Origin of the sequence: Tolypothrix bouteillei VB521301 (assembly GCF_000760695.4) — a bacterium.
In the GTDB taxonomy this organism is placed as follows: domain Bacteria; phylum Cyanobacteriota; class Cyanobacteriia; order Cyanobacteriales; family Nostocaceae; genus Scytonema; species Scytonema bouteillei_A.
This window is the reverse complement of record NZ_JHEG04000001.1, coordinates 7433302-7449398: the sequence shown is the minus strand read 5'-3', so window position 1 is coordinate 7449398 and position 16097 is coordinate 7433302. Positions and strand designations below refer to the sequence as shown.

Annotated in this window: 11 protein-coding genes; 8 read left to right on the top strand and 3 right to left on the bottom strand. The window is 41.9% G+C overall.

From position 1 onward, the window contains the following. Positions 1–150 precede the first annotated feature (150 nt). Positions 151–1914: a WD40 repeat domain-containing protein gene (locus tag HC643_RS30440; RefSeq protein WP_038081718.1), complete on the top strand. Its 1764-nt coding sequence runs from the start codon at positions 151–153 to the stop codon at positions 1912–1914. A 50-nt stretch (positions 1915–1964) separates the two neighbouring features. Here the strand turns inward: HC643_RS30440 and HC643_RS30435 are convergent, their stop codons facing one another. Continuing rightward, on the bottom strand, positions 1965–2192 hold the full coding sequence (locus tag HC643_RS30435; RefSeq protein WP_038081716.1) for a hypothetical protein: 228 nt from the start codon (positions 2190–2192) through the stop codon (positions 1965–1967). 433 nt (positions 2193–2625) lie between these two features. On the opposite strand from HC643_RS30435, the gene HC643_RS30430 reads away from it, so the two are divergent. After that, positions 2626–3753, top strand: a complete 1128-nt coding sequence (locus tag HC643_RS30430; RefSeq protein WP_050046685.1) for a ParB/RepB/Spo0J family partition protein — start codon at positions 2626–2628, stop codon at positions 3751–3753. Positions 3754–4087: 334 nt separating this feature from the next. Here HC643_RS30430 and HC643_RS30425 read toward each other — a convergent pair whose 3' ends face one another. Both HC643_RS30425 and ftsH read right to left on the bottom strand, forming a co-directional pair. Next, entirely contained in the window at positions 4088–7618 is a 3531-nt protein-coding gene (locus tag HC643_RS30425) for a two-partner secretion domain-containing protein (protein WP_050046686.1), read from the bottom strand. A 517-nt stretch (positions 7619–8135) separates the two neighbouring features. Then, positions 8136–10073, bottom strand: coding sequence for an ATP-dependent zinc metalloprotease FtsH (ftsH, locus tag HC643_RS30420; protein WP_038081711.1), 1938 nt, complete (start codon positions 10071–10073; stop codon positions 8136–8138). Between the two features lie 113 nt (positions 10074–10186). Between ftsH and HC643_RS30415 the strand changes: the two genes are divergently transcribed. The 6 genes from HC643_RS30415 to HC643_RS30390 all read left to right on the top strand — a co-directional run bounded on the left by HC643_RS30415 (position 10187) and on the right by HC643_RS30390 (position 16096). Then, complete coding sequence (locus HC643_RS30415; RefSeq protein ID WP_038081735.1) at positions 10187–10369, top strand: hypothetical protein; 183 nt, start codon at positions 10187–10189, stop codon at positions 10367–10369. A gap of 129 nt (positions 10370–10498) precedes the next feature. Next, positions 10499–11623 carry an AI-2E family transporter gene (locus HC643_RS30410; protein ID WP_038081734.1) on the top strand — a complete coding sequence of 375 codons (1125 nt, stop codon included), beginning with the start codon at positions 10499–10501 and terminating at the stop codon, positions 11621–11623. A 183-nt stretch (positions 11624–11806) separates the two neighbouring features. Next, a complete protein-coding gene (locus HC643_RS30405) occupies positions 11807–12331 on the top strand; it encodes a cytochrome b (protein ID WP_237265966.1) in 525 nt (174 codons plus the stop codon). A 313-nt stretch (positions 12332–12644) separates the two neighbouring features. Further along, complete coding sequence (locus tag HC643_RS30400; protein WP_082051932.1) at positions 12645–13976, top strand: APC family permease; 1332 nt, start codon at positions 12645–12647, stop codon at positions 13974–13976. An 18-nt stretch (positions 13977–13994) separates the two neighbouring features. Further along, positions 13995–14681: an SAM-dependent methyltransferase gene (locus HC643_RS30395; protein ID WP_050046688.1), complete on the top strand. Its 687-nt coding sequence runs from the start codon at positions 13995–13997 to the stop codon at positions 14679–14681. Between the two features lie 74 nt (positions 14682–14755). Continuing rightward, positions 14756–16096: an efflux RND transporter periplasmic adaptor subunit gene (locus HC643_RS30390; protein WP_038081706.1), complete on the top strand. Its 1341-nt coding sequence runs from the start codon at positions 14756–14758 to the stop codon at positions 16094–16096. The last annotated feature ends 1 nt before the right edge of the window (position 16097 follow it).

The following is a 16097-nucleotide window of genomic DNA, read 5'->3' as shown; positions in this document are numbered from 1 at the left end:
AAACATTTGGTATCTACACATACAAATGATTGTGTTAAATTAACTACTGGAATTACTGAATTTTTGACGAACCACAGTTGATACACTAACTTAGCGATTGCCCTGCCATAACATAACGTAGGTATGCAACACTGCCCCCCAGCAATTCAAATGGACTGGATTAGCTTGCTCAAGTCCCAACAAGCTGATTTCCTTCAAAGAGTAAAAAAACCTAAAACTTACGACTTGTCTTTGTTAGAAAGTCAAGTCAAAGGGTGCCACAGCGAGATTATGGCTTTTTGGGGCGAATCATTGGCAAAACTGCTGGAAATTGCTCGCCAACAAGCAGAAATTGTTGCCAAAAATCCCCCTGCTACACCGCCTGAATATCCCGAGCCTCCTGATTGGGCAATCCCTTTTCCACAATACTTTCAGCAACAAGCAGAAGATTACCTTCTTCGAGAGCAAATTGTAGACCGCGTGATAAGCGATCGCTTGGGGAAACAAATTAAAAAAGTACCTCAAGATGTTGTCAAAAATATGGTTTTGGACGATGAAGGCAATTTACGTGGAGAAAGTAAATTTCATTACATACTTGCCAGCAACCCCAAAGTCAGTATTCAAGTTCATGCTGCTGATGGAGAAAGCTTTAATGGTATAAAAAAAGACAAAATAAGATGGTCTATCACCCAAGAGGATTTAAAAAATCACAAAGTCCTGCTTTTCCTGTGCTTATTTTATCCTTTTACAGGTAAACGAGGCTACGAAAAACAAGCAGTCATCGCAGGTTTTCTGCCAACGGAACACATTGAGTTGAGCGAGCCAAAGCTTCATATCACTCCAAGTCATTTACTATACGCTGGGGGATTGGGTTGGTATTTAGAATCTTTATCTACTAAAAAAGACACAAGACAAATATTAGACGACTTTGCCATAGCGGAAACTACACAAACACTTCCGCCCGAGCATACTCTAAAAAGTATAATTGGAGACTGGGAATGCTGGCAGACCCTAAAGGGGCATATTCGGGGAATTAATTGTCTTGCTTTTAGCTACAGGGGTCATAAAGGTGATGCTTTACCTATAGTAGCCAGTGGTAGCCGTGGAGAGACCAAGCTGTGGGATTTAACCAGAGGTGAATTAGTAGGGACTTTATCAGAATATCCTTGGACTGTTTCCGGTTTAGTAGATGAAGTGAATGCTCTGGCTTTCAGTCCGGACGGACAAATTTTGGTCAGTGGGGGTGCAGACTCTACTATCAAAATTTGGCACGTAGGCGCACAAGACTTAATAGATATTATGCACAAGCATAATGGAATGGTACGCTGCGTTGCCTTTACTCCTGATGGGCAGACATTAGCAACAGGGGGAGACGATCGCAAAATTATGTTTTGGGATTTGACAGAACGTCAGGTGACGACTGCTCTCTCTTTAGATGATACTGCAGCCCATTCCCTAGTTCTCAGTTCTGACGGCAAAACACTCATCACCGGTAGCTACCGCAAAATCAAAGTGTGGCGGATCTCCCGTCAAAGGGGTGGAGTCCCAACTTTTGACTCAGAGTTAGTACACTCGCTGACAGGTCACGCTCACATCGTTCGTGCTTTGGCAACAAGTGCAGATGGCAAAATTTTAGTCAGTGGCAGTCGCGATAAAACGATTAAAATTTGGCATTTAGAAACTGGAGAATTACTGCGGACTCTGAAAGGACATAGAGATGGCGTGTATGCGATCGCACTCAGTCCTGACGGAGACATTATCGCCAGTGGCAGTGCCGATAAAACCATCAAGTTGTGGCATCTAGAAACAGGTGAATTACTGGGTACTTTTGCAGGTCATACACACACTGTCACAGCAGTTGCATTCACAAGTTCTGGAGAACTTTTAGTCAGTGGGAGTTTAGATAAAACGATTAAAATCTGGCAGAGGAGTTAGGGATTTCTAAGTAGGGGGTGAGGGGTTAGGAAAGAATGATTTTCCTAGCCTCATGCAGAAACCTTCAGCTGTCCCCTGCCCAATTTTTCCAAAAACTCTGATACACTGGAGCAGCCAGCTTCTTTGATTATTGGCTGTAGCCCTTCCCACCCTTCTTCAGTAACACTTAGATTTCGTTTTAATTTTTTTGCACCAAAAGCTTTGGGTCTACCTTCGTGGTAAATGAGATTAGCTTTGCTGTTAGGATGTTCTCCTGGTGCGTACTTTTCCCCTGCCATGCTTGGTCTTGTTTCCTTAATAATATCAACTTTCTATTTATATTATCTGTTATACAATTGACTTTTCTATTTTGCACTCCTATAATAGATACGCCGATCGAACAACAGTAGTGAAAATTCCATACACTGCACTTTTTATCCTGTGAGGCTCCTAACGGGCTAGCTAAATCAATAATCTCATAACGCTGTCCTCCCTAACAAGGCGAGTGCATCGTGACATTGCGAAAAAAACGAGCTTGTCAATTCTGATGAATCTGACGAAAAACCCCGACCAATAACAAGGACGGGGCGGTAGTTTTTTACGATTTATAACCATGATGACACATAGAGCAAAAACAAAGTTTGACTTTTTGCCAAACCACCAGGGGCTTGAAGCTAATAAAAAAGCTCAAGCCAGACTCGCACGAAGACACGATCGCTTTGAGGTGAACTCATGAACAGAGTATTGGACACCTCAATCAACTTGCTATTGACAACTGGTGAAAATCAAGAAATCTTGCCTCAGTATTTAGCACTTGATGAAATTCGACGCGATGGTGGAACTCAGCCAAGAGCAGCTATCAACTGGCAACATGTCAAACTGCTAGAAGAACAAATAGAAGACAGACAACAATTAGAGCCGATCGTCGTTTTCTATGACGGCGAATTCTATTGGTTAGCCGATGGTTTCCATCGGTGGCATGCCCATCACAATCTGGATTCTGACGCGATCGCTTGCACGATTTACCAAGGCTCAAGGCGTGACGCAGTTTTGTACTCAGTCGGAGCCAATGCCGACCATAAACCTGCTCTCCCTCGTTCCAGAGAAGACAAGAGACGGGCAATTCTCACACTGCTGAACGATCCTGAGTGGAGTCAATGGAGCGATCGGGAGATCGCTCGAAGGTGTTTTGTGGGCAATCAAATGGTCAGTCACCTCCGAAAATCTATCTGTGTGAATCACACAGATACAAAACTTAACAAAGAAAGAAAAGTACAGCGAGGAAAGCAAACATACACTGTTAATACCGCTAACATTGGTAAAACAGACTCTACTCACACAGATACTCACTGTAGAACAGTTATGAACAATGGTCCTCTGTTTGCCGAGCAGTCTCTGAAAATCACACAGTTATCTCATTCAACTGGTGTCATTGAAGAATTAGAGAACGATGTTCGCTCTGGAATTCATTTCAAACACAATTATGACCTCCACATAGCCCATCATCTTCAGTTAGTAGAGGGTGCGTTAGTTAAGATTGTTGCTCCCCATCGCACTCAAATCCACAATCGATTGGGAAAGATTTGTGCTGTTAGCGATCGCACAGTTGATATTTGGGTGCGAGACGTAGATATTATGATTATGTACAGGTACACTTTAAAGCACCAGCAGGTTGAGATTGTACCTATGGAGACAGAACCCCAGCTAGTACAAGTGTACAAGCGCTTGCAAAAGCTGAGAAAGTGTAACTTAGATCCATTTGAACGCGAAATACTTCTCCTATTAGAGCGCCCGGTTGTGTTTACTCCAGTTGAATTGGAGTATCTTTCCCTTATAGAAAAACGTTATATGACAGTGTAATGTTTGGAAAGCGAGTTGATTAAAATGAATAGCGATCGCCTTTGTCAATGAGCGATCGCTATTAAGCATCAAATGACAACCTTTGGAAAACGCCGATAAAATAGTATAGATCTGCGTTGGGGGTGCGATTCAAACACTTAAACCAACAGAGTTTGCATCAAAGGCTTATCCTCAGATATCCTCCCACTCCGCAACCATTCACCCAACTCAGCAGGTGCTTTTGGGATTACATCCTTAAAAGGATTGCTAAACGCTTGATAATAGGAATTTATGTCCACTTAGTTTTTTAGGTTCTTGCCACCTATTCTCAATTATTTATATGCCAGCTTTCACATCAACGACATTCGCGACTCATCACCAAATTCCCATTAGTTAATCGATACACCCCTTGTGGTTCTATAATTGGGTCGCCTTTTTTCCACGAATTAACTGCACTGCTATTCGTGACACTCTGCACATCGCCTGTGGGATAATTAGAAGCCATAGCTTCACCAGGACGATTTGGTAAACCACCAGTCCCCGTAATAGTAAAACTGCCTTCTTGTTTGGAACTGCGAGCAATGCAACTGTTAGCAATTAAGGTGTTAGTATCAATGGGATTGGTTTGTAATTCTGTGAGACCATTTTGGATAAAGCTAATATCAGGCACACCAATAATATTTCCTGCAATTGCACCACTGGCGTTAATATCAGAGCGTCCATTATTATTGAGGGATTGCAAGCTATTTCTATCAGATGCTAGTTGTATAGGTTTATAGAGAGAATCATTAAACACAGCACGAGTGTTAAATGCAATATTGCCACCTTGCCCTTCTGGTGCAAAAGCAAGAATGTCGCTATCTTCTAAAGTAATGATTGTATCGGCAGTGAGGAAAATATTACCACCTTTACCGTTACCACTGGACAACTCAGTGCGGATATCGCTGTCATTTCGCAAAGTTATTCTTCTCGCAGTGATATCAATATTACCACCACCAGATTCTTTAGCATTAGCACTGATAGTCCCGTTATTAGCAATGTAATTTTCTCTAAGTTTAATGTTGATATTACCTGCATCGCCCAGCCCCTGACTGCGTGCAGAAATCTGCGCTTCTTCAGTGAGATTCAAATTATTTGCAGTGAGAAAAATTTCCCCACCATTACCGCTAGAGTTGGGAGTTGTGCCTGTAAGTAAACCCGCAACAAAGCCCGTCTTTGAGTTGATCCCAGAAATAGTGATATCATTGGCAGTATTGATAGTGATATTACCAGCTTTACCACTGCCAGTAGTTAATGAAGAAACTATTCCACCAGTGAAAGCTTCAAATAAGCGAGCATTAATAGTCATATTACCTCCGTTGCTGGAGTTTTCAGTATCTGCTCTGACAAGCCCGCCATTTTCTAAACGAAAAAGACCTGTATTGATAATAATATCTCCACCCTGACCAGTTGCTCCTACTCTGGTTGCCGTACTTATTGTTGCAGCCCTACCTGTGTCGGTATCCGATCCGGAAACAATCACTGCATCAGCGGCGTCAATACGAATAGTTCCAGCCTTACCTTTTCCACCCATTAAAAGTTCTGGGAATTTAATAACTTCTGAACTAATTACACCCTGGTTACTTACATTCAGTTTTCTTGTTTGAATATCAAGATTTCCTGCATTTCCCTGTCCCGCAGTGGAAGATGATATACTTCCGTTTTCCACAGTTACGGCATCATTACTGAAAATAGAAATATTTCCTCCATTACCTATACCAATCTTACCAGAGACAATATCTCCTTTCTTAATAAAAACACTATCATTAGTAAAAATTAAGATATTACCTGCATTTCCCTGACCAAGATTAGCTGATAAAATCTGCCCTCCTTGGAGATATAAACGGTTAGTATTAATATTTAGATTACCATTTTTACTGACAAAAGATGTGTCATCGTTGTTTATCAGAGTGGATGATATAGTACTCAGATAATTACCAGAGCTATATAATTGAATTGATTCAGAAGCATCAATTTTTATATTACCAGTATTACCACCTAAATTATTACTAAAGCCCGTATTAATTGTACCACCATCTCTCACAATCAAATTTTTAGTGCTTAATGTGATATCTCCAGAACTCCTACTACTCCCGATACGTGTGATAAAACCGGTACCTTGATCCGCAAGTGCCATTGGGTCTTGAGCATCTATTTTTATTAACTCACTAGCTTTAACATTAATATTACCCCTACGTTTGGTGCTTACTCCGGGATTCAAATTATTAGACTCGGTTCTTACAAATCCACTATTGGTTAAAATAATTTTTGCGGTATCAATGTTAATATTACCTGCGTTAGCAACTTTACCAGACGATTCTGAACCGGAAATTATGCGAGATTTATCTATATTGACATTTTGGCTGACAATGTTGATATCTCCTGCATTACCAGTATCCAGATTTTCAGTAAAAATAAGAGAATTATTATTGAGAGCTAAGGAATTGCTAATAATTGATATATTTCCTGTGGGATAGTCTATATTGTTAAATGTTGCTATTCTTGCTTTATCTTGTAAAGTAACTGCATTGAAGGCTTTGATAGTAATATCTCCTCCAACATTGCCCCGATCGACACTACCTGCTAATATACTTGCACCATCTGCCAGGAAAAGATTTGTTGCTTGAATGTTAATATTACTGCTTTTGATGATATTTATTAATCCTGAGTTATTTTGTACCAAATCTCCAAGGTAGCTATAGATTACACTAGATTTGCCATCAATATCTTTACCAAATAGTGAAATTGTATCTTTTATTAGTAAATTAATACTTCCTGGATTACTGGGATTACTAGCTATATCAATTTTACTACCTTGAATATTCAAAGATTGAGCAGTAATATTAATACTAGGAGCATTTGTAAGCGTGAAAGCAAAATTTCTAATCGTACTATCTTTAACTATATTCACACTGCCAATGGCATTAATATAAATATTACCTGTTTGAGTTTCTGAACTTAGTTGTTCGGGATTTGTCAAGGTTATTAAACCACTAAAGTTAATTAGATTAAAATTATTTGCATTAACTACAATATCTCGTGTATCTCTATCTCCAAATCCATATATAACAGATCCATTTTGCAATGAAATATCTGGCTTCTTAGTATCTTGAGGGAAACTTAAAGCTAATTTATTACCATCAACTGTGAGTCCTATAGTTCCCGGTGCATTTAATCCACCAATCTCTACACGCCCACCTAAAAGAGTTCCACCGTCCGTTAAGATATTCCCCGTAGATTGTTGTGTAGGCGCAATATTACCCCCCAGCAGTATTAAATTTTTATTTTCAGGGACTTCTAAATAACCACGATGTTCAATTGAGTTTGTACGTTGATTTGCAATTTGATTAAATAAGAAGGCTGTCGGATTTACACTGAGTAATTTGTTTTGAGGTGTAACGGCTGAATTTCGAGAAAATTCAGCACCACCAGGGAATTGAATAGCGTTGGCTGTAGTGGCTACAAATGAACCAGTGACATCTAGTTGAGCATTTTTACCAAAAAAAATACCATTGGGATTTATTAAATATAAATTAGGTTCAGATGCTGCGCTCGTACCAAGTACACCTAAAACTTCCGAGGGATTATTACCACTTACCCGTGCGAAAATATTTTGAATATTGGGGTTAGGAACGTAAAAATATGCTCCTCTACCTGCTCTGACATTAAATTCTTGAAAACTGTGGAATAGATTAATTCCACGAGTCGCACCTCCAGTAATTATTTCAGATGGTAATTCACCATATCTAAAGTTAAATATAATTTGAGAAGATTCATTGCCTAAAGTATTATCTGGCACAATATAACTTTGAGCAAGGGTTTTGTGGCTCAATATAGCCAATACCATACTTCCCAGAAACCCAGCCAATACCGCGTGCAAGTATCTGGTCGATATGCATCTATTATTCATGTTATTTTATCAAAGATTTATTAGAGCTAAATAATAGCTTTTTTTGATATTTAAGTAAATACACTAAATAATATAATTTCAATATTTATTGTTGTTAAATTTTATGTAAAAAGTCTAAGTGAATACAGATACGGTCTTGCTTTTATGTCCTCGTTTCTTGGTTATAGAAAATATAGTTAAGTGGGCTGCTACTTCTTGTTACAAATTGAGGTAGCAACCCACTAATTGAAGAGAAAGGAGAAAAAATTCTGAAGGGGCGATAAAAGGGCTAAGATGCAGATAAAATAAGCTTCATAGCTCTTAGACCTCGTTGATTAATACCGCATATAAAATAAAAAGCGATCGCAATCCGACTTGGCAATCGCTTTCAAATACAAAATTACAAACTTCAAAAAACGCAGATGAAACAGAAAACTATCTGCGTCCGTCTGCGTCGGGGGTGCGCTTAAAAAACCTAAACCAACAGCGTTTGCATCAAAGGCTTATCCTCAGATATTTTCCCACTCCGCAACCATTCACCTAACTCAGCAGGTACTTTTGCCAGAGCAAGACGTTCCCGCAATGTGCTACCTTCGAGAATTTCTTTTTGCAATAATTCCTGTGCTGTTTGCTCCAATAGCTCCCGATTTTCATGCAGAATAGTCAAAGCAATATGGTGGGCATTATCCACAATTTGCTTCACCTCACGGTCAATTTCTTCCGCGACTTTTGGGCTAATGGAACGACGCGGGTTACCGTAACCTTCCAGAAACTGTTGTTGAATCTTCTCAAACGCCACAGGACCCAAACGATCGCTCATCCCATACAAAGTGACATAACGTTCAGCCAAGTCAGTCGCCTTTTGAATGTCATCACTTGCACCAGTTGACACCTTACCAAAAACAGTTTCTTCAGCAGAGCGTCCACCCAACAGGGTTGCAATGCGACCTCGAATTTCATCTTCTATCATCAAGAAGCGATCTTCTTCCGGCATCTGGATTGTATAACCCAACGCTCCTACACCGCGAGGCACAACAGAGATTTTCTCAACTTTACCAGAACCGGGCATTAAAGCACCGATAATGGCATGACCCACTTCATGATACGCAACTGTTTTCTTCTCTGTTTCATTCAACACGCGAGAGCGTTTTTCCAAACCAGCGACAACACGCTCAATCGCTTCATTAAAGTCAGCCATTATCACCGCCTGTCGATTTTGGCGTGCAGCCAGGAGCGCAGCCTCATTGACAAGATTCGCTAAATCTGCACCAGCAAATCCTGGTGTTTTAATAGCGATGTTCCCCAAATCCACATCTTCAGACAACTTGACATTTCTGGCATGAACTTTAAGAATCGCTTCTCGACCAATTTTGTCAGGGCGATCGACAACAACCTGACGGTCAAAACGACCCGGACGGCGCAATGCTGCATCGAGAACTTCAGGACGGTTGGTGGCAGCAATGATAATAACACCCGTGTTGGCATCAAAACCATCCATTTCAGTAAGTAGCTGGTTGAGGGTTTGTTCCCGCTCATCGTTACCACCACTGAAAGGACTAGCACCGCCGCGAGACTTACCCAGTGCATCTAATTCATCAATAAAGACAATACACGGAGCTTGTTGCTTGGCTTGCTCAAAGAGATCGCGCACTCGTGCAGCACCCACACCAACAAAGAGTTCGATAAACTCAGAGCCAGAAATGCTAAAGAAAGGTACAGCAGCTTCACCAGCAATGGCTTTTGCTAGGAGTGTTTTACCCGTTCCTGGAGGTCCTACAAGCAAAACACCTTTGGGAATTTTGGCTCCCAATCGAGTGTATTTATCGGCATTTTTGAGAAAATCAACAATTTCTTCTAATTCAGCTTTAGCTTCATCAACACCAGCAACATCAATAAATTTTACACCAGTGCTGCCTTCCGAATAAATCCGAGCTTTGCTTTTACCTACTGTAAGCGCTGCGGGACCACCTCCCTGACGATTGAGTAGAAAGCCCCAAATCCCAAAGAAAATTAACGGTGGCGCAACCCAACTGAGGAGAGTTCCAATCCAACCATTTTGGTTGGGTGGTGGTGCAGCAAACTCTACATGATTGTCACGAAGAATTTTTGGTAAGTCCAAGTCGATCGCAATTGGTGTTGTACCAAGTACCTGTTGAACTGGTTTCCCATCCGAGTCTTGAGTTTTAAGTACATACTCAATGCTCTCATTACCCACAATTGCGCGATCGACCTTACCTGCTTGTACCTGGGTGATAAAGTCGCTGTAGGGTACCTGTGGTAACCTAGGACCAAAAAAGTTGGGAACAATAAAGTTAAGTAATAAAAGAAGAGTCAAAAGAATCAACAAGCTACCACCAAATTGACGTATCCTTGGTGGTTTGATTTGACGTTTTTTATTAGTTTCTACTGGCATTCTTATATTGTTCCTACTAACCATTAACCATTATTGTAAAGACAGGGTGCTCGGCTCCTATTTAGTATCTTCACGACAAAATCAATACAAATTGCCGTACTTGTGCCATGATTATGCAAAATCAGCTTGGATTTGTGTTTAAGGTATTCTTCTTCTCTGCCTTGCTCTCTGTTTTGATTAAGTACGCTCCTGGAAGTCCGCTCATTCCAGCAACAGTGACCAATGCTTTGATTATCGTTTTCTTGCCATCGGTCATCATGGCGGGTCTTTTACTCTGGAAGCAAAAACAAAATTAGCTTATCAACCTGAAAGCACAGAACTTGCTAGAATCAGCTAGCTTGTTTGCAAGCTGTCAGCAAAAAGCTGATAATTGGAAAACTAACTGCTTCAAGGTACCGCAGCTCGTGAGGAGCCAGGAGTCAGGCGTGAATTTAGGTCAGTGGATTGGCTTACTTGCCATCGTTCTTGCTTTGTATATTTTATGGCAAATTCGGGAAGCTCTGTTACTGATATTTGCTGCAGTTGTATTGGCAACTACCTTAAATCGTTTGGCTCGACGATTCCAACAGTTAGGGCTCAAACGCGGAATCTCTGTACTGCTTTCTGTTGGTGTCTTTATCGCTCTAGTCATCAGCTTTTTCTGGCTGATTGTGCCACCATTTGCCGACCAATTTCAAGAACTGACAAAACAAGTTCCCAGAGGATTGGAGCTTTTTAATACCTGGTTGGATCAATTGAGAGATCGCCTTCCCCAACAACTGACTCAGTATATACCTGACATTAATACCTTAATTAAAGAAGCACAGCCCATAATTAACCGTGTGGTAGGAAGTTCCTTCGCTTTTGTCTCAGGTTCTTTGGAAGTTGTACTGAAGATTTTGCTGGTTTTAGTTTTAACAGGGATGTTTTTATCCGATCCTTTGGCTTACCGCAAAGTTTTTGTCAGGGTGTTTCCTTCTTTTTATCGACGGCGCGTTGATGGAATTTTAGATCAATGTGAAGTCTCTCTAGAGGGATGGGTTACGGGTGCTTTCATTGCCATGAGTGTCGTAGGGCTGATGAGTGTGATTGGCTTATCAATATTTCGCGTGCGATCGGCTCTTGCGTTGGGTATTTTAGCAGGATTTTTAAATTTAATCCCCAATCTCGGTCCAACTCTAAGTGTTGTGCCAGCAATGGCGATCGCTCTGCTAGATGCTCCGTGGAAAGTCCTTGCCGTTTTCATCCTTTATTTTATCATTCAGCAAGTAGAAAGTAACTTTATCACGCCTGTTGTCATGGCGCATCAAGTGTCGCTACTACCAGCGATCACTTTAATATCCCAGTTGTTTTTCGTCACATTTTTTGGCTTTCTGGGCTTGTTTTTGGCACTCCCCCTAACTGTTGTTGCTAAAATATGGGTGCAAGAAGTCCTGATTAAAGACGTTTTGGATCGATGGGGCAAAGATTCCATTAGAGAAACTGAATTTGTTATGGTTTCTGGGAAGCCAGAAGAGGAAGCACCTGAAGAAAACCCAGTCGATGGAGAAGATCGAACAATCAACCAATAATTTGTAAAGGAATTCTAAAAAAGTGTTCATAAAAGTTTCATAGCTCGTTCATGCAGCGCGAACATACTAAGAAATGTAACGCACAACTGCATACAAGCAATAATCTCCGAATTTATGAGCACGCTACAGCCAGCCAAAAAAAATATAGCTCCATCTAGAGTCAACTCTGCGTTTAAACAACTGATGTCTTTGCATTGGGTCATGGCAAGTAGCTATTTAGTGCTATTTGTCACTGGTTCGTTTATGGCAAGATTACCGAGAGAACTGTTGTTCCGAAATTCTCTCTACGATTTTCATAAATCTATTGCAGTTCTAACGATGGCATTGTTGACTTTACGAATATTTATTCTGCTGCGGGTTTGGTGGAACAAGTACACAAAGCGCCCCCCAAAGTTCAGCAAACAATGGTTGAAAACAGTCTCCCTCCACACCAGCCTTTATATTTTTATGTGGGCGGTTCCCGTAACTGGTTTTTTTCTTTCTAACTCATACAAAAATAATAATGTCAAATTTTTTGGTTTCGTGTTACCAGACTTGTTCCCACAAAATTCCGAACTTGTCAGTTTAGGAAGAAGTTCGCATTTTTGGGTTGCTTACACATTTTTAGCATTTATCCTTTTACATACTGCGAGCCAGTGGAAAGTTGTGAGAGCGAACTGTCGCAGGTTTTTGAACTTTTTGAAAAATCAACAAGCGATTGGGGATTGAGGATTGGGGACTGGGGGAGAAGGGGTAGTAGTACCTTTTGTCTCCGGTCCTATTACCCAACCGAAGTATAATTTAAATATAAATTTTTTTTCACAAAACTTTCACTACAAATTCATATAGCTTAACCATACTTAAGCAATTACGAGCGACCTTTATACACCAAGGTAAAGAAAAATGAATATTGGTTGTTCTTACGCTAAACTCTAACCCCTAACCTCTATCCAGATAGATTGCAAACGAGTCCCATTGCAACCTAAGCTTTAAAGATGTTTTTTCCTGGCTAACGACGGGAAATATCCAGGTTATGGATTTTATGGTAACAAAAGTATCAGCGCCAAAACCTACACTCTCAACCATTGATGCGATCGCCTTGATTGTAGGTATGGTTGTAGGTGCAGGCATCTTTCAAACCCCAGCCTTAGTGGCGGGAAATACAGCAAATACAGGAGTTGCACTGTTCGTGTGGTTACTTGGTGGGGCGATGTCCTTCATAGGTGCGCTTTGCTACGCGGAATTGACAACAGCCTATCCCCATGTTGGTGGAACATATCATTACTTGTTGCGTGCTTTTGGTAAAATTCCCGCGTTTCTTTTTGCTTGGGCAAGAATGACTGTTATCCAAACAGGTTCCATTGTTCTCATGGCGTTTGTATTTGGAGATTATGCTTCACAATTGCTCCGTTTGGGAGAATACTCTTCAGCAATTTACGCCGCCGGGGTAGTCCTTTGTCTTACAGGTTTAAACGTTCTTGGGGTGCAGCAAGGCAAGCGGGCGCAAAACTGGCTCACAATAGCAAAAGTTTTGGGCTTGCTACTTGTTGTCATTTTTGGTACTGCTTTCGCTCAGCCTGTAGAAGTGAGTAATCCAACAGCTGCACCTCCCCAAACGCAATTAGGGTTGGCAATGGTCTTTGTACTCCTGACCTATGGTGGGTGGAATGAAGCAGCCTACATTTCAGCAGAAGTACGCCAAGGCAAACGCAACATGGTACGGGTGCTACTGGGCAGTATTGCTCTCATCACAGCGATCTACGTATTGATTAATTTCGCATATCTACATGGTTTGGGATTGACAGGCTTGGCAGGATCGGAAGCACCTGCAGCTGATTTGATGCGTCGCGCTGTAGGAGAAAATGGCGCAAGGTTTGTGAGTGTTATCGTTGCTGTCTCAGCTTTAGGTGCTGCCAATGCAACTATTTTTACTGGGGCACGGACTAACTATGCCTTAGGACAGGACTTTTCCATATTTGGCTTTATGGGAAGGTGGCAGGAGCGCGGAAGTACCCCAATTAATGCTTTATTAGTTCAAGGGGCAATTTCTGTAGGGCTAGTCATACTTGGTGCTGTAACGCGCAAAGGATTTGCAACAATGGTAGACTATACAGCTCCAGTGTTTTGGTTCTTTTTTCTGCTGTCTGGAATTGCACTGCTTGTCCTGCGTTCTCGAGAACCAAATGTACCCCGTCCGTTTCGCGTACCAGCTTATCCCTTAATACCGTTGCTATTTTGCATCATTTGTGGTTATCTACTTTACTCAAGCGTAACTTACGCAGGTATTGGAGGCAGCATTGGAGTCGTAGTCCTATTAACGGGTATTCCTTTGCTGTTTTTTAACCGCAAACGTTCTACTTCCACAAACTTGTAAGTGAATGGAGAAAGTATTATGCGCTCAGCTTTGCTGCTGTCTTTTGGACAATCGCGATCGTTCTTCAAAGTCTTCTTAACAACCGTTAGTGTCAGCAGCCTGTTACTAGCTAGTTGTAGCCCGCAATCCGTTAGTTCTCAAGAAAAAAGCGAAACCTCTTCTTCTGCTATTGAAGTTCAGCAGTCCTCTCCCACAACTGAAACAGCACAAAAGCAACCTGATGTGGTCTATGTACCGACACCACCAGAAGTCGTAGATAAAATGCTGGAAGTCGCCAAGGTAACTAAAAATGACGTTCTGTATGACCTTGGCAGTGGTGATGGACGAATTCCCATTACCGCCGCCAAAAAATTTGGCACCAGAGGCATTGGTATAGATATTGACCCAGAACGGATCAAAGAGGCTAACGAGAACGCGAAAAAGGCAGGAGTCACCGACAAAGTAACGTTCCGCCAACAAGACCTTTTTACCACTGACTTTAGTGAAGCAACAGTGGTAACTCTTTACTTGTTACCCGAACTGAATGTTAAGTTAAGACCTCAGTTGTTTAAGCAACTCAAACCCGGTACGCGAATTGTATCTCATGCCTTCGATATGGGTGACTGGAAACCAGAGAAGACATTGCAAGTAGACGGTAGAACCGTTTACTTCTGGACAATTCCAGCTAAAAGCACAACTAACCCCCAAGAAAATCCTAGCAGTTAGCGGTTAGTTGTTAGTGGTTAGTTGCTCTACTAACCACTAACAACTAACCACCAACCACTAACTACTCACAAATTATGAAAACTTTTGAACCTGAAGTTACTACTACAGATAATAAACCAGACACTCCCGGACAACCAGACCCAAAGTCTGCTCGTCCTAAAAAAAACTGGCTTTGGATAGTGCTAGTACTTTCATTCACAACATCTGGTATTGCGCTTTGGCGAGTGTTCTCTCCGCCAACTGTTGCACCCAAACCAACAGCTAAAACACCACCGCCCCGTCCCGTAGAGGTTGTACAACTCTCTCCAGGGACTGGAACAAGACGCATTCAGCTTTTAGGTCAAGTAGAATCTACCCAACAAGCAACTATTAGAGCACAGACAAGCGGTGTGATTCGACAAGTTTTGGTGCAACCTGGCGATCGCGTCACTCCCGGAATGACTGTGGCTATATTAGATGATACCGACCAGCGCTTGGCAATTTCACAAGCACAAGCACAGCTAGCACAACAGCGCAGCAATCTAGCAAGACTGGAAGTAGGGACTCGTCCTGAGATTGTTGCTCAGCGTCAAGCAGCCTTAAGTTCTGCTGTAGCACGGGAAAAAGAAGCACAAGATAACTTACAACGTTCCACCGACCTCGTGCAACAAGGAGCTCTTGCTAAAAGATTGTTAGTAGAAGCTCAAGCCGCATTGGATAATGCAAAGGGCGAACGGCTAGCCGCAGAAGCAACTTTAGCAGAAGCAAAAGCAGGTCCCACCCGTGAAGAAATTGACGCGCAACGCGCTAACGTAGCCGCCGCCACTGCAGCTGTCAATCAGGCTCGACTTGCCTTGCAAAGAACCCGTATTCAAGCACTCTCAGGAGGCGTCGTACAACAAAGATTGGTGAGTTCTGGCGATTTAGTACAGAGTGGCGGTCAAATTGTCAGCTTGGTAGCAGGAGATAGACTTGATATCTTCTTAGAATTGCCAGAAGAACTTAGTGGTAGAGTGACGCCAGGAAATACGGTAGAACTATCAACTCGGGCTTTACCTCAATGGCGGGGTCGCGCTCGGATAACAGGAGTCGTTCCCGCAGCCGATACAGCATCAAGACGCCAGCGGGTGAGAGTACGGTTGAACAATCCGCCTTCTGGCTTGTTACCGGGAATGGCAGTGACAGGAAATTTAGAATTACCAGCAAATACACCGAGCTTTGTTGTCTCTCGCGATGCCATAACACGGCGACAAAACCAGTGGCTTGTTTTTACAGTTGCTAATGGTAAAGCCAAGCAGTATGGGGTGGAACTGGTGACTGACATGGGAGAAAAAGTTGCGATTTCTCATCCACAACTGAGAGCCGGACAACCCATTGTGTTAAAAGGTGGGGATGGTCTGAGTGATGGTGCAGCTGTAAAGGTTATGGAGCGATAAA